24 protein-coding genes and 2 pseudogenes are annotated in these 23,260 nt (G+C 43.9%); 17 read left to right on the forward strand and 9 right to left on the reverse strand.

All coding sequences use genetic code 11. From position 1 onward, the window contains the following. The 5 genes from ACE1CM_RS25930 to ACE1CM_RS25950 all read right to left on the reverse strand — a co-directional run. A partial coding sequence (locus tag ACE1CM_RS25930) for a hypothetical protein (protein WP_374881738.1) occupies positions 1 to 261 on the reverse strand: 261 nt, incomplete at its 3' end. A gap of 257 nt (positions 262 to 518) precedes the next feature. Further along, entirely contained in the window at positions 519 to 1,007 is a 489-nt protein-coding gene (locus ACE1CM_RS25935; protein WP_374881739.1) for a hypothetical protein, read from the reverse strand. A 139-nt stretch (positions 1,008 to 1,146) separates the two neighbouring features. Next, positions 1,147 to 1,293, reverse strand: coding sequence for a hypothetical protein (locus ACE1CM_RS25940; RefSeq protein WP_374881740.1), 147 nt, complete (start codon positions 1,291 to 1,293; stop codon positions 1,147 to 1,149). 12 nt (positions 1,294 to 1,305) lie between these two features. Continuing rightward, positions 1,306 to 1,452 (reverse strand): hypothetical protein, encoded by a 147-nt coding sequence (locus tag ACE1CM_RS25945; protein ID WP_374881741.1) that lies wholly within the window; start codon positions 1,450 to 1,452, stop codon positions 1,306 to 1,308. Between the two features lie 37 nt (positions 1,453 to 1,489). Beyond that, on the reverse strand, positions 1,490 to 1,996 hold the full coding sequence (locus ACE1CM_RS25950) for a Uma2 family endonuclease (protein ID WP_374881742.1): 507 nt from the start codon (positions 1,994 to 1,996) through the stop codon (positions 1,490 to 1,492). A 662-nt stretch (positions 1,997 to 2,658) separates the two neighbouring features. Here ACE1CM_RS25950 and ACE1CM_RS25955 point away from each other — a divergent pair. After that, on the forward strand, positions 2,659 to 2,910 hold the full coding sequence (locus ACE1CM_RS25955; RefSeq protein WP_374881743.1) for a hypothetical protein: 252 nt from the start codon (positions 2,659 to 2,661) through the stop codon (positions 2,908 to 2,910). 607 nt (positions 2,911 to 3,517) lie between these two features. On the opposite strand, the gene ACE1CM_RS25960 is transcribed toward ACE1CM_RS25955, so the two are convergent. Further along, positions 3,518 to 3,937: a hypothetical protein gene (locus tag ACE1CM_RS25960; RefSeq protein WP_374881744.1), complete on the reverse strand. Its 420-nt coding sequence runs from the start codon at positions 3,935 to 3,937 to the stop codon at positions 3,518 to 3,520. A 340-nt stretch (positions 3,938 to 4,277) separates the two neighbouring features. On the opposite strand from ACE1CM_RS25960, the gene ACE1CM_RS25965 reads away from it, so the two are divergent. The 4 genes from ACE1CM_RS25965 to ACE1CM_RS25980 all read left to right on the forward strand — a co-directional run bounded on the left by ACE1CM_RS25965 (position 4,278) and on the right by ACE1CM_RS25980 (position 7,794). Next, entirely contained in the window at positions 4,278 to 5,117 is an 840-nt protein-coding gene (locus tag ACE1CM_RS25965) for an alpha/beta fold hydrolase (protein ID WP_374881745.1), read from the forward strand. Positions 5,118 to 5,147: 30 nt separating this feature from the next. After that, complete coding sequence (psbQ, locus tag ACE1CM_RS25970; protein ID WP_374881746.1) at positions 5,148 to 5,597, forward strand: photosystem II protein PsbQ; 450 nt, start codon at positions 5,148 to 5,150, stop codon at positions 5,595 to 5,597. Positions 5,598 to 5,783: 186 nt separating this feature from the next. Beyond that, positions 5,784 to 6,872: an NAD(P)/FAD-dependent oxidoreductase gene (locus ACE1CM_RS25975; RefSeq protein ID WP_374881747.1), complete on the forward strand. Its 1,089-nt coding sequence runs from the start codon at positions 5,784 to 5,786 to the stop codon at positions 6,870 to 6,872. Positions 6,873 to 6,939: 67 nt separating this feature from the next. After that, a complete protein-coding gene (locus ACE1CM_RS25980; protein WP_374881748.1) occupies positions 6,940 to 7,794 on the forward strand; it encodes an N-acetylmuramoyl-L-alanine amidase in 855 nt (284 codons plus the stop codon). Between the two features lie 295 nt (positions 7,795 to 8,089). Here the strand turns inward: ACE1CM_RS25980 and ACE1CM_RS25985 are convergent, their stop codons facing one another. The 3 genes from ACE1CM_RS25985 to ACE1CM_RS25995 form a co-directional block, all read right to left on the reverse strand. After that, positions 8,090 to 8,902 (reverse strand): HEAT repeat domain-containing protein, encoded by an 813-nt coding sequence (locus ACE1CM_RS25985; protein WP_374881749.1) that lies wholly within the window; start codon positions 8,900 to 8,902, stop codon positions 8,090 to 8,092. A gap of 433 nt (positions 8,903 to 9,335) precedes the next feature. Beyond that, the gene (locus tag ACE1CM_RS25990; protein ID WP_374881750.1) at positions 9,336 to 11,402 is read right to left on the reverse strand and encodes a prolyl oligopeptidase family protein; all 2,067 of its coding nucleotides are present in this window, start codon (positions 11,400 to 11,402) and stop codon (positions 9,336 to 9,338) included. A gap of 595 nt (positions 11,403 to 11,997) precedes the next feature. Continuing rightward, entirely contained in the window at positions 11,998 to 12,327 is a 330-nt protein-coding gene (locus ACE1CM_RS25995; protein ID WP_374881751.1) for a hypothetical protein, read from the reverse strand. Between the two features lie 526 nt (positions 12,328 to 12,853). Between ACE1CM_RS25995 and ACE1CM_RS26000 the strand changes: the two genes are divergently transcribed. From ACE1CM_RS26000 to ACE1CM_RS26055, 12 genes and pseudogenes are all read left to right on the forward strand, one after another. After that, entirely contained in the window at positions 12,854 to 13,438 is a 585-nt protein-coding gene (locus ACE1CM_RS26000; RefSeq protein WP_374881752.1) for a transposase, read from the forward strand. Between the two features lie 59 nt (positions 13,439 to 13,497). Next, positions 13,498 to 13,857 (forward strand): annotated as a pseudogene (locus ACE1CM_RS26005) (cyclic nucleotide-binding domain-containing protein); the annotation flags it as partial. A gap of 600 nt (positions 13,858 to 14,457) precedes the next feature. Next, positions 14,458 to 15,875, forward strand: a pseudogene (locus ACE1CM_RS26010) (peptidase domain-containing ABC transporter). 30 nt (positions 15,876 to 15,905) lie between these two features. After that, on the forward strand, positions 15,906 to 16,547 hold the full coding sequence (locus ACE1CM_RS26015) for an ATP-binding cassette domain-containing protein (protein ID WP_374881753.1): 642 nt from the start codon (positions 15,906 to 15,908) through the stop codon (positions 16,545 to 16,547). A gap of 77 nt (positions 16,548 to 16,624) precedes the next feature. After that, a complete protein-coding gene (locus tag ACE1CM_RS26020; RefSeq protein ID WP_374881754.1) occupies positions 16,625 to 18,349 on the forward strand; it encodes an HlyD family efflux transporter periplasmic adaptor subunit in 1,725 nt (574 codons plus the stop codon). A gap of 71 nt (positions 18,350 to 18,420) precedes the next feature. Continuing rightward, positions 18,421 to 19,161, forward strand: a complete 741-nt coding sequence (locus ACE1CM_RS26025; protein ID WP_374881755.1) for a peptidylprolyl isomerase — start codon at positions 18,421 to 18,423, stop codon at positions 19,159 to 19,161. A gap of 290 nt (positions 19,162 to 19,451) precedes the next feature. Further along, positions 19,452 to 20,000: a hypothetical protein gene (locus ACE1CM_RS26030; RefSeq protein ID WP_374881756.1), complete on the forward strand. Its 549-nt coding sequence runs from the start codon at positions 19,452 to 19,454 to the stop codon at positions 19,998 to 20,000. 9 nt (positions 20,001 to 20,009) lie between these two features. Further along, positions 20,010 to 20,324, forward strand: coding sequence for a phosphotransferase family protein (locus ACE1CM_RS26035; protein ID WP_374881757.1), 315 nt, complete (start codon positions 20,010 to 20,012; stop codon positions 20,322 to 20,324). 3 nt (positions 20,325 to 20,327) lie between these two features. After that, positions 20,328 to 20,639 carry a hypothetical protein gene (locus ACE1CM_RS26040; RefSeq protein ID WP_374881758.1) on the forward strand — a complete coding sequence of 104 codons (312 nt, stop codon included), beginning with the start codon at positions 20,328 to 20,330 and terminating at the stop codon, positions 20,637 to 20,639. 26 nt (positions 20,640 to 20,665) lie between these two features. Next, positions 20,666 to 21,748, forward strand: coding sequence for a T3SS effector HopA1 family protein (locus ACE1CM_RS26045; protein ID WP_374881759.1), 1,083 nt, complete (start codon positions 20,666 to 20,668; stop codon positions 21,746 to 21,748). Further along, the gene (locus ACE1CM_RS26050) at positions 21,742 to 22,248 is read left to right on the forward strand and encodes a hypothetical protein (RefSeq protein WP_374881760.1); all 507 of its coding nucleotides are present in this window, start codon (positions 21,742 to 21,744) and stop codon (positions 22,246 to 22,248) included. Before ACE1CM_RS26045 ends, ACE1CM_RS26050 begins: the two co-directional genes overlap by 7 nt. A 33-nt stretch (positions 22,249 to 22,281) precedes the next feature. After that, positions 22,282 to 22,758 (forward strand): hypothetical protein, encoded by a 477-nt coding sequence (locus ACE1CM_RS26055; RefSeq protein WP_374881761.1) that lies wholly within the window; start codon positions 22,282 to 22,284, stop codon positions 22,756 to 22,758. Positions 22,759 to 23,260 lie beyond the last annotated feature (502 nt).

The following is a 23,260-nucleotide window of genomic DNA, read 5'->3' on the forward strand; positions in this document are numbered from 1 at the left end:
CCCCCCTTGGTAAGGGGGGTTGGGGGGGATCGCTGCGTCAACAAACCGTAGTAGCACGGCAACAATCATACTTTGCATTTGCTTCCACGATTGTTGATGCCGTGCTACTACTGCTAATTTACCGACTTTCCCGATCAGCCAAGGATTTTTCATTTCTGGCGGTGAGTGCAACGATCCCCCCAACCCCCCTTGGTAAGGGGGGTTGGGGGGGATCGCTGCGTCAACAAACCGTAGTAGCACGGCAACAATCATACTTTGCATTTGCTTCCACGATTGTTGATGCCGTGCTACTACTGCTAATTTACCGACTTTCCCGATCAACCAGGGATTAAAATCCCTGGCAATGCCAAATTTCGAGCTACGAACTCGAAATTTCGAGCTACGAACTCGAAACTTCGAGCTACGAACTCGAAACTTCGAGCTTAAAACTAAAACTTTCGAGCTACGAACTCGAAACTTCGAGCTAGGAACTCGAAACTTCGAGCTACGAGCTTCAACGTTGCACCTCTGTTGTCAAATTATCCAGCTTTTTTCTGCATCGTTCTCTCTTGAGGCTTGACCTTCCGAGGTTTCCGCGCAAATCGCTGCCCCATATCCTCAACCAGGGTATCCAATCCACTCCCCTCACCACTAGCTTTGGCATAACTATACACCAGCAACGCCGCGGCAAAGGCTTCGCTACCCACCGCCACGCAGGTATCATCTACCAACTCTTGCAACTGCGCCAGGGACAGCACTAGCGGATACAATTGCTCGAACAATTGCACGTCCTTCCGCATTTCCTCCAAATCAAAATTTCGCGGCAAAAAGTCTGGGTTTTGCGTCGCCACTTCCAACGCCTTGCTGACAAATGCCCGACTCTTATCCCCCATTTTCGGCAAAGACTTGCGCTGTTCGGGCGTCAAGTCAATCAAAAACGGCAGCTTTTCCTTAATTGTGGCAATAGCAGCCATGACTTCATCCCGGTCTTTTTGGGTTAACGTGGTGCTAAATTGATTCGTCGCCATGTGGATCGAGTTCTAGATTGGTTTTCCAATTTAGAATGCCCAAAAGGATCGCCCACGCGATCGTTTTGGGCAAAGAAACCTGCTTTCTAACCCTGGGATGACTCTGGTTTCTCTACGTTATTATCTGTTCTGCGAGGACTTAAACTTGGTCTGGATCGATCCCCTGGGGGCGTAAAAGTTCCGCCAATCTTGCTGTTTGTTCTTCTAATTCACCGGAAGTCAGTAAGCGCTTACCCGTCTGGGCATCTTCCATCACCACGCGCCCATCTTGTAAACCGATCCACAACCCAACAGTTTCCTAGAGAATACGTCCATCATCATCAGGGGTTAAAGGTAAATATTGCCCCTCCACCAGTCGATAGCCCAATACTTCTTCTATTACAGGACTTACCCACGACGAGAAAAGAAACCCGGTTTCTTCATTGCTCTCTGATTGCCAAACCAACGATTTTTCATATCACCTTAGTTTCTTTGCGTAAGTCCTATATTACTTGCCCTCGTTGGGTACGGCAATCGATCATGACATACTCTTGAACGCTAGCTTGAGCATACTGTTGAACTTTTATTTGGCGGTCTTCTTTGCGGTAGCGGGGAGAAACTACTTCCATAATTAAACAGGGACGCGCCCCGTCTTGGGCAACAACAAACTCAGTGCGGTTTTGCGCTTTATTCTTCACCCCAAAGACTACATAAACATCAAGACAACGATCGCGCAAACGGGGAATATCCCATTTAATCACCAGATCTCTAAAGACCGCAGTTTCTGGATCTTTGGCGTAGCGACGGGTTAGCATATCTTTTGCGTCACCCGCAGCGTTGTCGTGAAAGGTGCTGTTCGGCAAGTGGTATCCCTCTTGTGGGTGGAGAAATTCTTCAGAAGTTAGCGGAACTTGGATGTAGTCTGTGGTTGCATCTGGGTTGGTAATAATTTCTCTACGCCAGCCTCCCTCGGCTAATTCGCTAGTCTGGTATTTTGGAGTGGTAGTCATGGTTGGCGCGTAGTGCGTAAGTCCTGTTCATAATGGAGTGGGGAGGAAAACTAGCAGGTTCTCACCGCAGCCGAAAGCCATGAATCAGGTTAAGCAGTTCCGTTAACTTGTCTTCTGGAATGTTCTGGATTTCTGCAACAACTTTCCCTCTTGGTTCTGAGACATTAATTAACTGCTCCTTTGCCTCTTTTTTACGGCTCTATTGTCGCATTTTTAATTTTTCTCCACCCTACAAACTTGCTTTCGCCAAAGAACGGATTGTTAAGATTGTCAATACGAATTCCCAGATAGTAGGGGCACGGCAACCCAGATATATCGGGTAGTTTAACAAAATTACTAATGCCGTGCCCCTACCACAAACTTGGAGCGTCCTATCATTCCCTAAAGATTCGTAACCGCATCTTGACGGCTGTCCCCAATCGGGCTATGCTCTCTCTTTAAGGTTGCTCTAGTTCAACGACAGCAACCCGTGTCCGCCAAAAATCTAGTAACGCTGTCCAATGCCGCTAGCAACAGCAAAGGACAGCTTGACCCCCAAACTGGTATCAACAGTGTGGAGGCTAAATGAGAATTTTAACATTCTCCTTAGCCACCCTGCTTTGCGCTGCCTGCGGGGTGGCTAGATTTTTTGGTTTCTCATCCAAAAAACAGGAGAAAATATCATGGCGCAAGAGTTTTTCTCGGACTCTACCGGATCGGATCGTCCTAATTCTGACGCCTTTGAACCGGAACGGGAAAAAGTGCAGTTTTTGATTATCAGTTCCCGCGAAGGAGTGCAAGAACAGATCCGCAATTTCTACGCCAGCGGATTTGCTCAAGTTGACGAGTGGAGTCCCTTGACGCCAGTACCGAATTCAGATCGGGTGATGACTATCCTGGTTCGCTACCGGAAACTAGGATCTACCGATTCATAAGATATTACAATCCGTAGGGGCACGGCATCATAATTATTGGGCAAAAACAGATAACTTCTCTCATGCCGTGCCCCTACTCGATCGCGGCGCCAAGCAACCCTATTGGGCAAAAACAGATAACGTTAATCATGCCGTGCCCCTACTCGATGGTTAATGCATCAATAAGCAACAAAGATCGTTGTTGTAGGGGCACGACATCAATAATTTTTGTCACTGTCGGGAAGATTTTCCCACTAAAATTTTCAGAGTCGTGCAACAAAGATCGTTGTTGTAGGGGCACGGCATCAATAATTTTTGTCACTGACGCGAAGATTTTCCTAAGCCGTGCCCCTACCCGATGGTTAATGCATCAATAATTTTTGTCACTGACGCGAAGATTTTCCCACTAAAATTTTCAGTTCCGTGCAACAAAGATCGTTGTTGTAGGGGCACGGCATCAATAATTTTTGTCACTGACGGGAAGATTTTCCTAAGCCGTGCCCCTACCCGATGGTTAATGCATCAATAATTTTTGTCACTGACGCGAAGATTTTCCCACGTTCCCTACTAGATCGCCGCGCCAAGAAACCCGGTTTTTTGTAAAAACCGGGTTTCTGACAACAAAATCTTAACCATTGAACAACTCAAAAACCTGCCTGCAAAAATGTTTCAGCTTTTCGCATATATCTGCGACAGGCTGACATTCGCCTTCAAAATTCCAGCTTTCAACCGTTGAAAATCGCCACGCAATTCCTTGATGGTTAAACCCAGCCGTTTCTACTCCGATCGCTCGCCGGGAACTATCTACCGGGTCTTGATAAAAGCGAATTTGCACCAAAATACTGCGACACTGAAACCTGGGACTCCATCCAGGCAAGTGAAAGCCTATATCGATCGAGTCGGGATCGACTAACTTTCGGGTGTCGGGATCGTTACTCCAGGGTTTGAGGTCTGCCCTTGCATCCGGGAATTGACACTTAAACAGATTGACGACGGCGGCAATTTTAGTGGCAATTTCAATGTTGGTGGCCTGTTGAGCTGCGTTCACGTTTTGTATGGGACTCAAGAGTGGCACTACTTTGGTGGTTAAGTTTAACAACAGGTTTCATATTTCGCAACCGATTGGGGTATAAAAATCCAACCGACCAAGAAGAGGCAAAGAGGGGGAGACGCGGGGAGATGGAGATGCGGGGAGTTTTTAATCACAGTCACTGCGTCGCCGCGTCTCCGATTCAACCCGTCTTCTTCCCAGTAGGAATCCCCTGGGACTGTCCTTAGCGTCCTTAGCGTCCTTAGCGTCCTTAGCGTCCCCCCGTCCTTGAACTTGCCCAAAACAGCCACGGGGCGGTAAGCTCAAACCACGGCGATTGAACGGTGCAATAACAACAGTGTCGATAACGGAAAACTCTATAGAAGTTGGTTCGCTGCAATGGTTTTATCGGGAAGCAAACCCTTTGGGGCCTAGTGACAGGTTACCAGTAGTGCTGCTGCACGGGTTGCCTTCCCAGAGTTTTTGCTGGACTATGGTAATGCCAAGTTTGGCGGAAAAAGGGTATCGAGCGATCGCACCCGACTGGATAGGCAGTGGTTTCTCCGCAAAACCAGACAAGCGAGACTTTGCTTATACTCCCGATGCCTATCTCAAGGCGCTATCTGCCTTGCTCGCAGCGTTGGAACTACAGCGGTTCTCCCTCGTCATCCAGGGATTTTTGGGTTCTGTAGGCATTCAATACGCCCTACGTCACCCAGAACAAATCGAACGCTTGGCGATTCTCAATGCTCCCATCTCAACGGCGACGAAGTTACCTTGGAAAATTCAACAACTGGGTTTGCCCTTCGTCGGGGATATGATGACACAAGACCCCCTATTGGTAGACCGTACATTAGAAGGAGGCAGCCGTTACGGCATCTCCGACGAAGATTTAGACGTATATCGGCGTCCTTTCCTCAAGAGTTCGGCAGCGGGGCGGAGTTTGCTGGCGACGGTGCGGAACTTGCAATTGCCCCAAACAATGGCAGAAATTGCATCTGGGTTACCCAGCTTTGAGCGGCCTACTTTAATTATGTGGGGGATGCGCGACCCTTGGTTGCCCTTCGAGCCAGCACAGCAGCTAGCTAGTAAGCTGAAGGATGTAGAACTGAGCCAACTAGCAGAAGCAGGGCATTATCCCCAAGAACATTGGTCAGATCAAGTCAGCGATGTTTTAATCAGCTTCCTGCGCCGATAAGATTTGTAATGGTAACTTTAAGCGAAAATTATGGTTATGGGACGTTTCCGCTCAATAATGGCTGTTCTGTTGGCATGTGTGACGGTGTTTTTGGTCAGTTGTAGCAGTCCGACTGAAGTCAAACCGCCGACTTACACCTCGGCTAAGTTGGAAGTAATTCAGAAATATACTTCTGATATTGAGGCCATGCGCGATCGCTTGCCCGAACTGGCTAAGCTGATCCAAGAAGAAAATTGGGTATTTACCAAAAACTTCATCCGCGGGCCATTGGGCGAACTGCGGGCGAAAATGAGTCTAGTAGAGCGCAACTTGCTGGCAAAAGACCAACCCAAGGTGAAAGAAGCCGCGAAACAGGTAATTGAAGACTTGCTCAGCATCGATGCAGGTGCCGAAGCTCAAGACTACAAAGCGACTATCCGCTCTTACGCAACGCTCCAGAAAGACATTAACGCTTTCTTGGAGTTGACGCCTAAAGCATAACAATGGCTAATAGGTAATAACGCCAGTTGCTAATTGCTAATTGCTAATTGCTAATTGCTAATATAGCTTTATTGCTGACATTAACTATTAGCTATTAGCGATTAGCAACACTTTTGAGATAACTAGCAACTTGAGTTAATAGGTAATGTCAAAAATTTCCCGATTACCAATTACCAATTACCTAACATGAGCCGAATTACAATTATCGGGTGCGGCGTTGTGGGTGCCGCGATCGCATACGAACTCAGTTTAATTCCAGGATTATCGATTGCAGTCCTGGATAAACAACCCCCTGCCCAAGGAGCGACAAGTGCTGCCCTGGGCGTTTTAATGGGCATTATCAGCCATAAAATTAAAGGCAAAGCATGGCAGTTGCGACAAACTAGCCTGCAACGCTATGAAACTTTAATCCCCGAATTAGAAGCCAAGACAAATCGCCAAATCCTTTACAATCGGCAGGGAATTCTCATGCTAGTTCCCTCAGTCGCAGATTGGGAAAATTTAGTAGAAATTCGTCAATCTCAAGGATGGCATTTAGAAATTTGGCATATTGACCAAGTCCTGTCTAAATGTCCCCAGTTAAATTTAGCAAACACAACCGCTGCTATTTATTCTCCCCAAGACCGACAACTCGATCCTTCTGCTTTAACTTTAGCTTTAGTTGAAGCCGCTGAGCGCAACAGCGTAAATTTTAAATTTGGCGTCACCGTTGAAGAAATTACATCCACCAATGGGGGGATTTCCTATCAGATTGAAACATCTAATGGTCAAATAGAAACAGATTGGATAGTCATATCTGCTGGTTTAGGATCGACACCGATAACCGCATCTTTAGCGCAAAAAGTTGATATACAACCAGTATTGGGACAAGCGTTGCACTTGCGGGTCGAAAATCCTTTGGGAAATTCCGATTTTCAGCCAGTTATTACCAGCGATGATATTCATATTGTCCCAGTCGGCGCTCAAGAATACTGGGTAGGTGCGACGGTAGAATTTCCCACAGATGCTGGGGAAGTAGTGGCAGATCCGAGTTTATTGGATAAAGTGATGGCAGGAGCGATCGCATTTTGTCCCCCCCTATCCCAAGCTACCATCCTCAGAACTTGGTCGGGATTGCGCCCTCGCCCCCAAGGATACCCGGCTCCTATTATTGGTCAATTACCTGGTTACAATAATATATTGTTAGCCACAGGACACTATCGCAACGGAGTTTTACTCGCACCCGCCACCGCTATCGCAATTCGCGATGCAATTTTAGCGAAGTCTGCGGTTTGATGTGATACAGAAAATTTTTATTAATTGGGATAAAATATTTTAATGTATTTTTATCAGTCTGGGCAAAATGAAACTTAGCTTCAAGACAGCTAAACCGTTTCTGCTAACATTTTTCCTATCGCTTTTCCTGATTGTAATCCTATTCAGCGGAGAAGCAGAACTCCTACAAAAGACAAAAGTAAACTTTAATCCCAAAGCTGCTTGGAGTCAATATCCAAAACCTAAACCTGAATCCTCCCAAAACCAGGAGAAAGTTAAATCAGAAACAGAAAAACCTACTCAAAATGTTTCTCACTCAGAACTTAATCCTGTTAATACCATAACGACGTACACTCCCAGATACAAAATAGCCTGGGCAGATCCAACTAACTATGGAGAAAGATTTACTAAAGATATTAATGGCGTAGCCGTATACAATCAACCAATTATAGTTTTGCACGAAACCGCTGGTTCTGCATTAGGTGCAATTGATTTTTTCCAAACACCTCACTACGATGAAAATAAGCAAGTAAGTTACCACACCTTAATTGAGTTAGATGGAACCGTTGTTTATATAGTTCCGCCAGACAAAAGAGCATTTGGTGCCGGAAACTCGGTATTTGAAAGTCCCAACGGCAAAGAAACCGTAAAAACAAATCCTAAGTTAGCATCCTCTGTAAATAACTTTGCTTATCATATTTCCTTAGAAACACCGCAGGATGGGTGGGATAATCGAAATCCAACCCATAGCGGGTATACCGAAGAACAATATAATACTCTAGCGTGGTTCATCGCTCAAAGTAACGTTCCGGAGGAGCGAATTACGACCCATAGGGAAGTCGATAGATCGGGAAACAAAGTTGACCCCCGAAGTTTTGATTTTCCCAAATTTCTCAACTTGCTTCAGATTTATCGTCAAGCAAATAACCGCAATATTAAATAGGTAATGGCTAATTGCTAATTGCTAATTGAGTAAGAAGATAAAAGACCGATTTTCGAGGCAAAGAAACAAAGGGCGATCCGAAAAATCGTTGGGAAAGGCAACCAGAGATAAAGGTCTCACCTTTGTTTCTTTTCTCGTCCTGCGTAAGTCCTGAAGATAAAAGACAGATTTTCGTAGGAAAATTCCACACCCTGGCTTGAAGTTTATAGCGGATTGCAGCGGGCAAAAGAACGGGGAAAAACAGTCAAGGATATGGTGGCTGAAAATATCCCCCTACTTTCAGCCAATCCTTAAGCTAGTTGTTAACCTCACTACCACTTTTTATCAGCGAGTCAAGATGCTTGATTAGAGCGCTAGGATTTGGATATAAAGGTTCATGAGGATCTAAGGAAGGTCGGGATTGAGTGAATGCTAGTATAAGTTCTTTGAGCAAGGCTGCATTTTGAGGCGTTGCTATGTAACCCATTAGGTTAAATATAGTAATCGCCAGACTATAATCAACAGTTTCTAACATTTTGACTAATGAGAAGAGATATTTTTCATCTCCGATCTTATAAAGTGCTGAGAATATAAAAGCTCTTGTTAATAAACTGGATTCAAACTCTATTTTTTGCTGCAAAATTGGTAAAGCTTCGACAACTCCTAATAAGCCGATTGAATCCGCAGCATAAGCTCGCACTCCCTCATTTGGATCGTTCAGCGCTTCTATTAAAGCTGGGATTGCACTCCGGTCATTAAGGTTTCCCAGTGCTTCTGCTGCACAAAGTCTCACTAAGTAATCTTCATCAGTTTGAAGTAAATCAACAATATCGCGAACACCTTCTGCATATCCTAATAGTCCTAAAGATTCCACTGCTTCAGTACGGATATATGAATCGGGATCTTTTAACAAGGGTAGAAGTTTCACTCCCACATCTTTGTCAGCTATTTTTCCCAAAGCAGAAGCAGCATTTGACCTAACACCATCTTCTGGAAAATCCAAGAGTTCGACTATAACAGGAACAGCTTCTTTGGCTTTAATACCCATTTTTTCCAGCTTTACTAACGCCACACATTTCTCTGACTCTGAACCATTTTGGCATAGAGATATTAAATCTTCTAGTTCCATTTTCCAGTTACTATACATCTATTTTGACTCGTTCGAGTGCCTTGAGTGTTTGCAACCAATACCTTTCATGGTAGATTCTATCTGCTTTATTTTTTTGGGATCGCGAGATTTTTTAGGCTGTTGTTTCATCTCCTCTCTCATGATTTCCAGCATTTCACAGACCATTTCGTCATCAATAGTACCCTCCGTTGATGCCCATCCCGCTTCTACCGCACGTCTTCTAGCCTCTTGACGAATATGCTCGTGGATAACATTACCTTCCGCCGTTCAAAAAATATTCTGAACAAACTCTGTGAGCTTGTCTACGGTGGATAGGTTGGGTGAATGGGAGCGAGTTTGGTTTTGCTGCATGGTTTTCTTTGTTAAAGCAATCCTATTTTATAAATCTTGTGGGGTGGGCAGGAAAGCCCGCCCCATGTATTTTTTGCCAGAATTAGTTAACTGGGATATTGAGCGATCGCACCAAAAAAGCCCACCGATCTGCTATTTCTTCAATCTGTTTAGTAGTAGGCTTTCCTGCACCATGTCCAGCTTTTGTTTCAATTCTGATTAAGACCGGATTCTCGCCCTGATGTGCTGCTTGCAAAGCTGCCGCAAATTTGAAACTATGGGCAGGTACTACACGATCGTCATGATCCGCAGTTGTAATCATAGTCGCCGGATAAGCGGTTCCTGCTTTTAAATTGTGCAGTGGGGAATAGGCATAAAGTGCCTTAAATTCTTCTGGATCTTCAGGCGAACCGTATTCAGAACACCAAGCCCAACCAATGGTAAACTTATGGAAGCGCAGCATATCCAATACACCCACAGCTGGCAAAGCTGCACCAAATAGATCGGGGCGTTGAGTCATGCAAGCACCGACTAATAATCCGCCATTACTACCGCCTGCGATCGCCAGTTTTTCAGGAACAGTATATTGGTTAGCAATTAACCATTCCGCTGCGGCAATAAAATCATCAAAAACATTCTGCTTCTTCAGCTTCATTCCCGCTTGATGCCATTCTTCACCATATTCGCCACCGCCGCGCAAATTGGCAACAGCATAAACGCCTCCCATCTCCATCCACACCAGTTGACTGACAGAAAAGCTAGGGGTTAAAGAGATACTAAAGCCACCGTAACTGTAGAGCAAAGTGGGATTATTTCCATCTAGTTGCATCCCCTTTTTGTGAGTAATAAACATCGGGACTTGCGTCCCATCTTTGCTACGGTAAAATACTTGCTTCGTCTCGCAGTCATCTGGATTAAAATCAACCTGCGGTTGCCGGAAAATAGTACTTTCACCGCTGACCATATCGTAGCGATAAATAGTTGGTGGTGTAGTAAAGCCAGTAAAGCTATAAAAAGTTTCGGTATCGTAACGTTTGCCGCCAAAACCACCGGCAGAACCAAGTCCCGGTAATGCAACTTCCCGGACAAAATTACCGTTCAGGTCGAAAATTTTAATTTGAGTATGGGCGTCTTTCAAGTAATCAGCAACAAATTGATTATTCAGCAAACTGACACCTTCGAGAACTTCATCCGCCTGGGGAACGATCTCTTGCCAATTATCGCGGGCAGCATTGTTAATATCGATCGCAATCACCCGACCGCGGGGCGCATCCAAGTCAGTCAGGAACCAGAAAATAGAGCCATCGTTGTCGATAAAACTGTAGCTAGCTTCAAACTCGTTAATTAGTTCGACAACCTCGGCATCTGGATTAGTCAAATCTTTGTAAAAAACCAGATTTTTCGGTTCGGTTCCCCGCCAGACGCTAATAATCAAATAGCGACCATCTTCGGTGACACCGCCGCTGAATCCCCATTCTTTTTGGTCGGGTCGGTGATAGATTAAAATATCCTCAGATTGGGGCGTTCCCAAGCGATGGTAAAACAGTTTTTGGAAGTAATTAACATCTTCTAGTTTAGTAGCCTCGTTCGGTTCATCGTAGCGGCTATAAAAGAATCCTTGACCATCGTGGGTCCAAGATGCACCAGAAAATTTAATCCACTTTATACTATCAGAAAGCTCCTCGCCAGTTTCCACATCGCGGACTTTCCATTCTTGCCAATCAGAACCCGATGTAGATAAACCGTATGCCATTAAATTGCCATCTTCGCTGATAGCAGCCCCAGATAAAGCAATCGTGCCATCTTCTGACAGAAGATTCGGATCGAGCAAAACCTTTGCTTCCCCGTCGAGGGAAGTTAAAGTGTAGAGAACGCTTTGATTTTGCAACCCATCGTTTTTAAAGTAAAAGTAACGGTTTCCTTTTTTAAAAGGAATGTCATACTTTTCATAATCCCAAAGCTGAGTCAGGCGCTGCTTAATTTTTTCCCTCACTGGGATTTGGTTGAGATATTCAAAAGTAACAGAATTCTCAGCCTCCACCCAAGCCTTAGTTTCATCTGAGTCCGGATCTTCTAGCCATCGGTAGGGGTCTTGCACTTGGACGCCGTGGTATTCGTCAATTTGCTCTACTTTGCGCGTAAGTGGGTAAGTTAGGGGTTGATTAGACATAGTTTGGCTTTAAGCAGGTACCTGCGTATTTTAGACAAAATTTAACTTACACAGGACTGACGCAAAGAAACCGGGTTTCTACGAGAAATTGTTGGTTTGGCAACCAGAGATCTACGTAGAAACCCGGTTTCTCAGATCGTCCTGCGTAATATCATGTCCGGTGAAACACCCATAGTTAAGAATGACTTGGGAGAACGGTGAAACGGTGACGGGTCGAGATTTTTATTTAGGGTAATCAGGCGGACATCATATAAGTCCTGAGACAACTACTGTATTCCACCAAGTCACAAACCCAGGACTGACGCAAGGGCGTTGCCAGAAACCCGGTTTCTCCGTTCTATGGTTGCCAAACCAACTATTTCTCGGATCGCCCTTTGTTTCTGTGCGTCAGTCCTGAAACCGCTATAAGTGTGAAGCGAAAGTCTTGCCGCCCCTTGAAGATAAGCTGCTACGCACCTAATTTGAGAGTCAAATTTTGCCTTCTTCTTGTGGGGTGGGCATCTTGCCCGCCTCTTTATTAGACCTCTCCAATAATTAGGTTTTATTCCAGACAGGACAAGGGTTTGAGATTCTTTTTTGGAGAAATCTATTGGATTTAAATGCGTAGCAGCTTACCTCTGCCTCCCGCGAACAGGTGATGCAACAGCTGGTGCTGGAATTGGTTGTGCGAAGAGCTATCGCCGCCGCGCCGACAACGCCACCAGTCCCGATGAGTGCGAATTGCCTGTACGCGCTCTTCAATGCGCTGGTCGAGAACAAGCAATTTGCCTTGTGCCTCGTTCATCTCTAAATTGATCGTTAGCTCAATAGCTTTGATATCATCGCGACTTACGCAAATAAACAAGGGGCGATCCGAGAAATCGTTGGTTTGGCAGGGTTTCTGGCAACGCCCTTGCCTAAGTCCCGATCGTATCTTGTTTGCCACTACTCAAATCTTGCAGCTTTCTCAATCAGGCTGGAGAAACCTAGTTTCTAAAGTGCAAGAAACTTTGGTGATAACCCTGGTGCAAGATGTGAGACTACCTATATTAAAACCTATGTATATCAAGTATTTAGCCTTTTAATGCCCCAATTAGCTTTTTGCTAGCGCTGTGCCATTTGCGTAATTTCTCTGGGAATTAAGCCATCTTTAATTTATTTACTTGCACCTACTTACTCAACAACAGTCTCTCAGTTTATGAAATTTTCATTTTTTCACTTTACTACTTTACAAAAAATTCATTAAATCATATCCATTTGGCGATCGTACATAAGTAAAATAGCTTGTAAAATTTTGTAAAAAATACCTGCTACTATAAGCTTTTAGTTGATAGGGTAGGTTGCAGAAAAACATGAGACAGATTTAAGTGTCTATTAACCTTTTGGATAAATACTGCTATTCTGGTTGGAAGCAATAAAAAAAAATCTGTCATAACCAAAAAAATTAGTGTTTTAGTGAGAAGGTGTATACCGTGGAAAATCAGGGGCTTTACTTAACATCTTTTCAGCGAAAACTATTGCTGAAAAGTCTAGAAACAGATCTGCGTCCGGAGTATCGTCGTCGGATTGAAATCATGCTACGAACAGACATGGGACAGTCTCAGGCGCAAATTTGTAACGAACTAAAATGTTCGCAAGAAACAGCTAGATATTGGATTTCTATGGCACGGTCTGGTAATGCTCATCGCTGGAACGACCAACCAATAGGACGTCCAAAGGCTATTAATGAAGAATATATAGAGCATTTGAAGGAACTGGTAAGCCGCAGTCCTCGCGAGTATGGCTATCCATTTCAACGTTGGACAGCCCAATGGTTGAAAAAACATTTAGCCAAAAAACTAGGGATTGAAGTCAGCGATCGCCACATAAATCGCATTCTCAAGGAACTGGGGCTTAGTACTCGCTCTAAAACAGAAAAAATCGAACAGGATAGTGTTTTTGTTCAAAAACAATCGGCTTTTAAAATTGGCGACATACCAGCTTCTGCCTCACCAGTTTTTTTAGGAACGATTGATATTTTCAAGGTCAATCAAAGCCATTCAAGCGAAAATATTTAATATTTTTGTTTGGCAATAATCATGTAGCGGCTCCGGTAGTTGTCAATTTTCTACAATTTATGGCTCAAAATTTATCAGATTTTTCGGATCAGCAGCTACAGCAGCAACTAAAGCAAGCATTAAATTTAGTTCTGGCAGAACCAGAATTAGTTAACTTTTGCAGCAAAGCTGAGCTGCAAAAACCAGCAGCAGGAAAACGTTTTTGGCAAACAGCAGATGCTGGCGAGGGAATGTATATCATTCTGGGGGGTAAAGTTCGACTACTGGACAGTAACGATAACTTAGTCGCTTCATTAGAAACGGGAGCATCTTTTGGAGAGTTAACGCTGTTTCCAGAAGAACAATTTCAGACTTACGCGATTAGAGCCTCTGTTAATTCCATTGTCTGCTATATTCCCGGCAATTATTTGTCATTGTTGTGCAGGCAATATCCTAACTTACGGGAACATCTTTATCAAAAAGCAACCCTGCGAGATTTGCTGCTACTTTGCCGCCAAACCGCTGGTCTTAACGAGGCACCCACAGAAGAGTTGATGCAAGTGCTTTCACTGCTGAAACCACATAATTTGGAAGCGGGAAGACTGCCAAAGTCTTTGACGCAAAATCCACAACTTTGGTTGCTGCGTCAGGGGGAATTGGTACATTCCTCTGGTCAAAGGCTAATGGTGGGAAATATCTACGGGACTTCCCAGCTACCAAAAAATGGGACTTGGCAGGTGACGCGGTTGACTCAACTTTATAGCTTGCAAGAGTCCGACTGGGAAACAGCTTTACAGCATTTGCCACAACTGGCAGCGCTTACCAAGTCCAATCCTACCCCATCTGTGGCAACACAACCTGTGGAAACGCGGGTAAGGAAACCGTTACCGCCTAACGAATCAAATAAACAGAAAAAAGTCAGTAAAGCTTATTTTCCCAGTCCCAGCCTCAGAATCGGTCATTTGTGGCAGCGAATGACTCGCCGCTATCCTTTTTTTGCACAACAAAGTGCCTCTGACTGCGGTGCAGCTTGTTTGGTGATGATCGGTCGTTACTGGGGTAAGCAGTTTAGCGTCAATCGCCTGCGGGACATTGCTAATGTGGATCGCAATGGTGCTTCCCTGCGAGGTTTGTCGGCAGCGGCAGAAAGTATTGGGTTTACGACTCGACCTGTGAAGGCGAGTTTAGACAAGCTGGCAGAACAACAATTACCCGCGATCGCCCATTGGGAGGGAAAGCACTATATTGTGGTGTATGAAGTGACGAGAGGCGCGTAATAGTCTGCGACCCAGCGATCGGTCAACGCCAGCTGACATATGCAGAGTTTAAAAAGGGTTGGACTGGTTACGTACTTTTATTAAAACCAACAGCTTTACTGAAAGCGGCAAAAGAAGCAAGTAAACCTTTCTGGCAATTCTTCGAGTTAGTCAAACCTCATTGGCTAATTTTGTTAGAAGTATTGATTGCCTCGATTCTGATCCAGATTTTCGGATTGATTACACCTCTATTTACCCAGTTGTTATTAGATCGAGTAATCGTACAGCGAAGCGACCTCAGTCTGCTAACTATTGGATTGGGTTTACTGATTTTTGGCTTATTTCGAGTAGCAATTACGGGATTGAGGCAATATCTTTTGGATCACACCGCAAGTCGAGTGGATTTAGCCTTAATTGTCGGGTTCATTAGTCATACGTTCCGATTGCCGCTCAATTTTTTTTAAAATCGCTATGTGGGAGATATTATTTCCCGCGTTCAAGAAAACCGAAAAATTCAGCGCTTCTTGACAGGGGAAGGTTTATCGATTGTCCTGGATTTATTCACAATCGTCATCTACGTCGGATTGATGTTATGGTACAGCTGGAAAATGGCGCTATTGACCTTAGTAATAGTGCCGCCATTTGTCCTGCTAGCACTAATTGCCACTCCCTTCTTACAAAAAGTTTCTCGGGAAACTTTTGGTGCTTACAGCGAAGAAACGGGTTACTTAATTCAATCATTAACGGGGATTCGTACTGTTAAATCTATGGCTGTAGAGCAGACAGTACGCTGGCACTGGGAAGACTTGTTTGGCAAGTCTCTGAAAACGATGCTTTCGGGACAAACAATTAATAATATCCTGCAAGTATTTAGTTTGGGGATTCAAACTATCGTCACGACCGCGTTACTTTGGTTTGGCGCGTGGTTAGTGATTCAGAACGAGTTAACAATCGGTCAGCTAGTGGCTTTTAATATGCTACTAGGTAATGTAATTACTCCCTTCCAGCGACTGATCGTGCTGTGGAACGAGTTACAGGAAGTAGTGATTGCAATGGAACGAATCAATGACGTGATCGATGCCGAACCAGAAGAAGACTTGCAAAATCAAACTCGTCAATCTTTGCCTTATCTTAGGGGTCATATTCGCTTCGATAAAGTGACATTTCGCTACCATTCAGAAAGCGATACTAACACGTTATAAAATCTCAGCTTTGAAGTTAAACCAGGCCAAATGGTAGCGATGGTAGGACGCAGTGGAGCGGGCAAAACGACGATTTCTAAACTAATTTTAGGGCTTTATCCGCCCAGCGAAGGTAAAGTTTTAATTGACGGTTATGATGTGACGAGTTTATCCCTGCGATCGCTCCGGCGACATATTGGTGTCGTCGATCAAGATTCCTTCCTATTTGGCAGTACAATTCGAGAAAATATCAGTGTCGGTCATCCAGAATCTTCTTTAGAAGATATTATGGAAGCGGCAAAATTAGCAGGCGCTCATGACTTTATCAAAGAGATGCCAATGGGTTACGAAACCCAAATTGGTGAAGGGGGAGGAATGCTATCTGGAGGACAGCGACAGAGATTAGCGATCGCGCGAGCTTTATTAGGCAATCCCCGCCTGCTGATTTTAGATGAAGCTACCAGTCACTTAGATGCAGAATCCGAGCGAATTATTCAGAATAATTTAACCAAAATTATGCAAAATAGAACTACTTTTGTGATTGCTCACCGCCTTTCAACCGTTCGCAATGCCGACTTAATTCTAGTCCTCGACCGAGGTATTTTAGTGGAAAGTGGCACCCACGACCAATTAATGGCAAAACGCGGTCAATACTTCTACCTGAATCAACAGCAACTTAGTTCTATTGGTTGAAATTGATTTAGAAGACTTAAGCGAAGTTCATAAACATGAACTTAGGGCACTCAAACATTTAATAATTAACAAAATCTATGCCGAACCCATCAGCTATAGAAGATAAATTTCATCAAAACGGTCACGTTAAAAACAAACCCGTTTTGCCAGAAGAAGTAGAAGAGGTAGATAAAGCCAGTCTGGAAAGAGCCAATTTAGAACCAGAATTATCTCCTGAAACAAATGAAGAGTGGTCTTCATTAACAAAAGATTTAATCGATACGCTACCGCGAGTTTGGACGCGAGGATTGCTGTATTTTTTAGTTATATTTGCTGGAGTCATTTTACCTTGGTCGATGTTATCAAAGGTTGATGAAACAGGGAGTGCGAGAGGAAGATTAGAACCTAAAGGATCTACCCAAAGATTGGATACAATCGTCTCTGGAACCGTAGCGAAAGTGCAAGTAAAAGAAGGTCAAACTGTCAAAGCAGGACAAGTTCTGATTGAGCTAGAATCTGATGTCCTCCGCACGGATCTTCAACAAGCTCAAACAAAATTGGAAGCTCAACAAAATCGACTCGCGCAGTTGGAGTTACTGAAAAATCAATTAAACGTGGCGATTCGCGTTCAAGAACATCAAAATCAAGCTCAAGAGTTGGAAAAAGTGACGCAAATTAATCAAGCTCAACAAAACCTTGATTCTAGAAAATCGGCTTCTAATTTACAAAAACAAGAGAAACTAGCTCAAGTAAATCAAGCACAGCAAAACCTTGATGCCAAACAAACTGCTTATAACCTGCAAAAAGTAGAAAAACTGTCTCAAATCGATCAAGCACGGCAAAATATTACTTCCAGTAAGACTGCTTATAACTTAGCTAATCATCGTTTGCTTAAAGATTTGGCAGAAGTCCAACGCTATCGCCAACTTTTAGAGGCAGGTGTTGTACCAGAAATTAAAGTGGTTGAAATGGAGAAGCTGGCAGAAGAAAGCAAACGCTTGCAAGAGCAAGCGCAAGCAAATGTTAAACAAGCAGAACTGCGCTTAAAAGAGGAACAAATCCGCTATCAAAGTATTATTCATCAAGCTGAGTCGGATATCGAGCAAGCCAAACTGCGGTTAAAAGAAGAACACAGCCGATATCAGAGCTTAGTTCAACAAATTCAGTCAGATATTGAGCAAGCTAAGTTGCGCGTAGAAGAACAGCAACGCAGCCATCAGAGTTTAACTCATGCTAGCAAATTAGCAGTGCTTAAAAGTCAGGAACAGCTGAAAGATTTGCCAACCCAAATTACGGCGCTGCCAGCAGAAATTTCTCAAAGCAAAACTCAAATTCAAGCTTTAAATCTGCAATTGGAGCAACGAATATTGCGATCGCCAGTTGACGGCACGCTTTTTCTCTTACCAATTCAACGTCCTGGAGTTGTAGTACAACCCGGTCAAACGATTGCTCAAATCGCACCTCAAGGAGCAGGATTAATATTTAAAGCACAAATCCCGACTTCTGAAAGTGGATTTCTCCGCAAAGGAATGCCAGTTAAGTTGAAGTTTGATGCCTATCCATTTCAAGATTATGGGGTTGTTTCCGGTCATTTAAATTGGATTTCTCCCGACTCCAAAATTGTAGATGTTCCCCCTGGTAAAGTTGAAGTTTTTGAGCTAGAAATAGCACTAGATAAAACTTCTATTCTAGCTCAAAATAAGAGTATAGCTTTGACACCAGGACAGACAGCCACGGCGGAAGTGATTATTCGCCAGCGTCGCGTTATTGACTTTATCCTCGATCCATTTAAGAAATTACAAAAAGGAGGCTTGGAACTCTAAATCAGCAGCTTATGCCTCGTCGATAGCAAGTAAAACATTAAGAGTTTACCAGGTATCTAAGGAGTGTCAAAATGTCGAATATGCTGACTATTTCCCGTGAAGACATCATTCAACAAGTTAAGATTTCCTGCCAAATTCCATCTATTGTTGAAGGAATTGTGACTCGTAAAATTATAACTCAGGCAGCACAAGAACGAAAAATACAGATAGAGACTGAAGAACTGCAAGTAGTAGCTGATAACCTGCGGTTAGTTAGCAATCTCCGCAGTGCTGATGCAACTTGGTCTTGGCTACAAAAACATTGTTTATCTCTGGACGATTTTGAAGAATTAGTTTATGTTTCCGCTCTCTCTTCCAAGTTAGCTCAAAATCTCTTTGCCGATAAGGTAGAACCTTTTTTTGTCGAACATCAGCTAGACTACGCTCACGCTGCCATCTGTGAAGTAGTTTTGGATGATGAAGACTTAGCGATGGAACTTTTCTATTCGCTTAAGGAAGGCGAGATTAGTTTCCCGGAAGTGGCACGTCAATATATCCAAGATACAGAGCTACGACGAGCAGCAGGGTATCGAGGAAAAGTCCGTCGTCAAGACCTCAAACCGGAAATTTCTGCTGCTGTCTTTGCCGCAACTCCCGGTCAAATTCTCAAGCCAATAGTTACTTCTAAAGGCATCCACTTGATTCTAGTTGAAGAACTGATTCAACCGCAATTGGATAATGTATTGCGCCTCAAGATTACTTCTGATTTATTTTCTGCATGGATAAAGGAACAAATAGAGCAGGTGGAAATTCTCACGCAACTCGACTCCTAAGCCACTAAATTGGTTTTAAGGAATTGTAAACAAGCGAGCTGACGCATTTTTGCTGGGAGAGATGCGTCCGCTCAGCCTTTGGTACAGTCTGGAATAGTCAACTTTTTAAAGAGACTCAGGACTTACACACGACGAGAAAAGAAACAAAGGTGAGACCGTCGATCTCTCGTTTCCTCTCCCAACGATTTTTCTGAGAAACCGGGTTTCTTTGCGTAAGTACTGAGACTGTCAAACTCAAAATAGTTAAAGCATTGGCGTTAGCCTCCCATAAAGTTTCTAGGATGGTAGCTATGGCATTTCTCTTATCCTCACAGAATGTTTCTCAGTATCTACTAGATTTAGATTTCTGCAATCAGCAAGATTTAGAATCTATCCAGATTGAAAAATTACCACCTGCCAAGAATTTTAACTTGTTAATAGGATTGCCCAAGGAGCGGAAGCTTCTAATTAAACAAGAGTGTCATGCTTTTAATGGCAGAGTCGCAAACGAACTGATCAACGAGTGGAAATTTTATCAACTCCAGCAATATCTTCAGGATTTTAACCGTCTTAAACCATTTGTTGTACCAGTTTTAAATTTTGATGAAGCTCATTCAATCATTATTTATAACTATTTGGCTGAATACAGCAATTTAGCGAATTTTTATCAGCAAAAAAAGGTTTTCGATAGCGCGATAGCCACTGCTGTTGGTAAGATTTTAGCAACTTTACACCAGACCACTTTCAATCAACCTAATTGCCAAAAATTTTTAGCAAAATTTTATCAAAAAAACACTCATTTTGAATTTAGTAATCCCGCTAAGCTATTGGAAAAGAGTATCAGTCGAATTGGTCCATAAATTTTTGGCATGGTGCCACCAGATTGTCTGAAATTTTTCATTCTTTATCAACGTTATAGTAGCCTGGGAGAAGCAGTAGCAGAATTGAAAGATGCTTGGCATCCCTGCTGTTTAACCCATAACAACTTAAAATTGAATAATATTTTAATTCACAAAGATTGGGAAAGGTCTCCAAAACAATTAGATGAAGGGATGTTACGATTGATTGACTGGGAACGATGTGCTTGGGGAGATCCAGCCTTTGATTTAGGAACAATAATAGCCAGCTACCTACAACTGTGGTTAAGTAGCTTAGTTGTAGCTTCTTCCATTCAAATAGAATAATCTTTGCGTCTTGCTGAAACGCCGTTAGAATTACTCCAACCTTCAATTTTTGCGCTCGCCAAAGCTTACCTTAGCAATTTTCCCATGATTCTCGAGTACCGCCCCGATTTTCTCAGACGGGTGATGCAATTTACGGGTCTTGGTTTAATCCACCAGATTGAATCAATTATGCAGTACCAAAAATTATTTGGAAATACAGGGATTTGTATGCTTCAGGTAGCCAAAACTTTGTTATGCCGTCCAGAGCAATCAATCTTCACAGTTTTTGGTACTCCTGAGTCTGAATTAACTGCTCTCGAACCCGTTGCCGCTTAAATAGTTTTAGTTACTGAATCACCTTTATGGAAGTCATAACTTTTCTGCAAGAAGTTGCCAAAAACGTTCAAATAGACTCCAACTTTTGCGTCAGTCATCCCAGTTATAAACCACTGGAACTTCCCGCAGAAATGGTAACTCGCTTTCAAAAAATGCCTGCGGATGTTCAGCATAAATACTTGAGCCTACAGCTAAGAAGTTTTCTCTACGGTATCTATTACAATGGTTCTCTGCAAACGAAACTGGCATCTGAATTGGAATCAGATTTAGCCAATTATAACCTCTACCAAAATTTAGAAAATAATACCTTTCTAGGGGTAGATGTAGAATTTTACGAACTCTTGCACAAAAGCAATGCGGGAGAAGGCTATTTCGATCCAAGCTGGCAGATAGTTAAGGAAGAAAGCGATGGCACTCTGGCAGTAATTAAACATGGTTTAACTCTGCATATTGAGCGCGATCGCCATTTATCCCCAGCGGAAAAATCGGCTACTGTAGGAGATACGGTTGCCATCAAAATGCCTCCCAATTTGGTTCAAAACGGCTTTTATGTAGCAGTCAGCAATCTGGGAAGCGAAACCTTCAGTAATCCAGATAATTATGCTGGTACGGCGCGGATATACTTCAATTTAAAAGCTGAAGGTGCTATTGCCATCATGGGAAGTTTAACCCAGAAACTGAAAGAAATTCAGATTCCTTTCACTTTCAAAGTGTTATATAACCCTTCTGACTATGGCAGATATGATTCAGGTGTACTATACTTTGAAAAAAGTAACTATCAAGCGTTTCGGCAAATTCTCCAAACTGTTTACACCGAAAATAAATCTTACTTTCAAGCAGAAGTTCCCCTCTTTACCAAATTACTAGCACCTGGACTAGCTTTAGCAGAAGAACCAGACCGCAAGTTTACTATCCAAGAAAGTTTTGGCATGAATCGTTGCCAAATTGTTGCTAATGGATTGCTAGAAGCTCGACAAAAAGGTGACGAGTCTGCCGAAAATCGCCTTAAATCAGTGTTCGAGCAATTTTCTCTGCTTGGAATTGACTGGCAACGTCCTTACCTAAATTCAAATTCCGAGGACATCTACGCTCCCTTAAACTTATGCTAATCACGGATTTGGTATCACAACCCTCAAGTACAGTTAGGGAAGTTAACCATGCGATCGCTCAATCTTCAGAATCAGATTTGCCCTTCTATCGTAAACTAGGGCGGACTGATTTAACAGTCAGTTGTCTCGGATTGGGTGGAGGCGGCGGGATTTCTAGTGAAGATACCCTCTACGCTTTTGAACGCGGTATCAATTACTTTTTTTACTCCAGCGATCTGCACCATTATTTATATAGCAACATGGCTGGAGCTATCCGCCAAATATGCGGACGCGGTTCCTCAGTTCGCGAAAAAGTTGTTTTGGCAACGGTTACTTATATCAAAAGTCCAGAAATGTTACTTGGCGCTTTAATGGATCAGTTTTGCGAACTGAAAATTGACTACATTGACGTGTTGTTTTGGGGTTGGATCGGGTCTAATGATGGGTCTGTTCTGAATGATTGCTTAAATATTTCTCAAGAAGTTAAAGGTTGTAATTCTGTTTATCAACGAACCGTATAAAGAATACTTTGCACATCAGATCGTCTTAAAAAAATGGGAATTCTTCGCTATATTGGCGCCTCTTTCCACGATTTAAAACTGGCTCAACAATGGTTATGTAGTCCCCTGTTAGATGTGGTCATGGTCAGGCATAATGTTGTCCATCGCTCTGCTCAAGACTTAATATTTAATCAACTTGATGAGCAAGATAGGCAGCGACCAGGTATTGTCACATTTAAATCTACTGGCTCTCATACAGGAGTGCTTTGGGAAGCTCCCCCTAGTTTACCAGCCAAGTGCTGGCGACCTTCTGTTCCAGACTTATATCGTTACTCTTTAACGCAAAACTGTGTAGATATCTGTTTAATGGGTTTACAACGGCGTGAAGAAATTGATGCTGCGATAAGTGGCGTTAAACAAGGAAAACTCTCCCCTGATGAGCTTGATTATCTTAACATTTATGGCGATTTACATCGTCATAAACTAAAAAGCCAAGAAGTTGCCCCTGAAAGATTAATTTATCGACCTTAAATAGTACAGGACTTACCCACGCAAAATGCCGATCCCCCCTAGCCCCCCTTGCCAAGGGGGGAACCTGAAAGCCCCCCTGACCCAGGGGCGAACCTGAAAGTCCCCCTTGCTCAGAATCGAACCTGAAAGCCCCCCTGAGGGGCGAACCTGAAAGCCCCCCTCAGGGTCGAACCTGAAAACCCCCCTGAGGGTCGAACCTGAAAGCCCCCCTGACCCAGGGTCGAACCTGAAAGCCCCCCCTTGCTCAGGGTCGAACCTGAAAGCCCCCCTTGCCCAGGGTCGAACCTGAAAGCCCCCCCTTGCCCATGGTCGAACCTGAAAGCCCCCCTGAGGGGCGAACCTGAAGGCGCCCGCGGGGCGGGGGGGGGGGGGGGGGGCGGGGGGGGGGGGGGGGGGGGGGGGGGGGGGGGGGGGGGGGGGGGGGGGGGGGGGGGGGGGGGGGGGGGGGGGGGGGGGGGGGGGGGCGGTGCCACTCGCGCGAGGCGAAGGCGTCCTCCCCGGT

Source organism: Microseira sp. BLCC-F43, from assembly GCF_041929235.1.
GTDB lineage: Bacteria > Cyanobacteriota > Cyanobacteriia > Cyanobacteriales > Aerosakkonemataceae > Microseira.

Coding starts and splice junctions, on each gene's coding strand:
- ACE1CM_RS25950 (WP_374881742.1), bottom strand. CDS start 1,996: ATGACTACCACTCCAAAATACCAGACTAGCGAATTAGCCGAGGGAGGC.
- ACE1CM_RS26050 (WP_374881760.1), top strand. CDS start 21,742: ATGCTAATCACGGATTTGGTATCACAACCCTCAAGTACAGTTAGGGAA.
- psbQ (WP_374881746.1), top strand. CDS start 5,148: ATGGTTATGGGACGTTTCCGCTCAATAATGGCTGTTCTGTTGGCATGT.
- ACE1CM_RS25975 (WP_374881747.1), top strand. CDS start 5,784: ATGAGCCGAATTACAATTATCGGGTGCGGCGTTGTGGGTGCCGCGATC.
- ACE1CM_RS26055 (WP_374881761.1), top strand. CDS start 22,282: ATGGGAATTCTTCGCTATATTGGCGCCTCTTTCCACGATTTAAAACTG.
- ACE1CM_RS26045 (WP_374881759.1), top strand. CDS start 20,666: ATGGAAGTCATAACTTTTCTGCAAGAAGTTGCCAAAAACGTTCAAATA.
- ACE1CM_RS25955 (WP_374881743.1), top strand. CDS start 2,659: ATGGCGCAAGAGTTTTTCTCGGACTCTACCGGATCGGATCGTCCTAAT.
- ACE1CM_RS26020 (WP_374881754.1), top strand. CDS start 16,625: ATGCCGAACCCATCAGCTATAGAAGATAAATTTCATCAAAACGGTCAC.
- ACE1CM_RS25980 (WP_374881748.1), top strand. CDS start 6,940: ATGAAACTTAGCTTCAAGACAGCTAAACCGTTTCTGCTAACATTTTTC.
- ACE1CM_RS25990 (WP_374881750.1), bottom strand. CDS start 11,402: ATGTCTAATCAACCCCTAACTTACCCACTTACGCGCAAAGTAGAGCAA.
- ACE1CM_RS26025 (WP_374881755.1), top strand. CDS start 18,421: ATGTCGAATATGCTGACTATTTCCCGTGAAGACATCATTCAACAAGTT.
- ACE1CM_RS26015 (WP_374881753.1), top strand. CDS start 15,906: ATGGTAGCGATGGTAGGACGCAGTGGAGCGGGCAAAACGACGATTTCT.
- ACE1CM_RS25985 (WP_374881749.1), bottom strand. CDS start 8,902: ATGGAACTAGAAGATTTAATATCTCTATGCCAAAATGGTTCAGAGTCA.
- ACE1CM_RS25935 (WP_374881739.1), bottom strand. CDS start 1,007: ATGGCGACGAATCAATTTAGCACCACGTTAACCCAAAAAGACCGGGAT.
- ACE1CM_RS26035 (WP_374881757.1), top strand. CDS start 20,010: ATGGTGCCACCAGATTGTCTGAAATTTTTCATTCTTTATCAACGTTAT.
- ACE1CM_RS26030 (WP_374881756.1), top strand. CDS start 19,452: ATGGCATTTCTCTTATCCTCACAGAATGTTTCTCAGTATCTACTAGAT.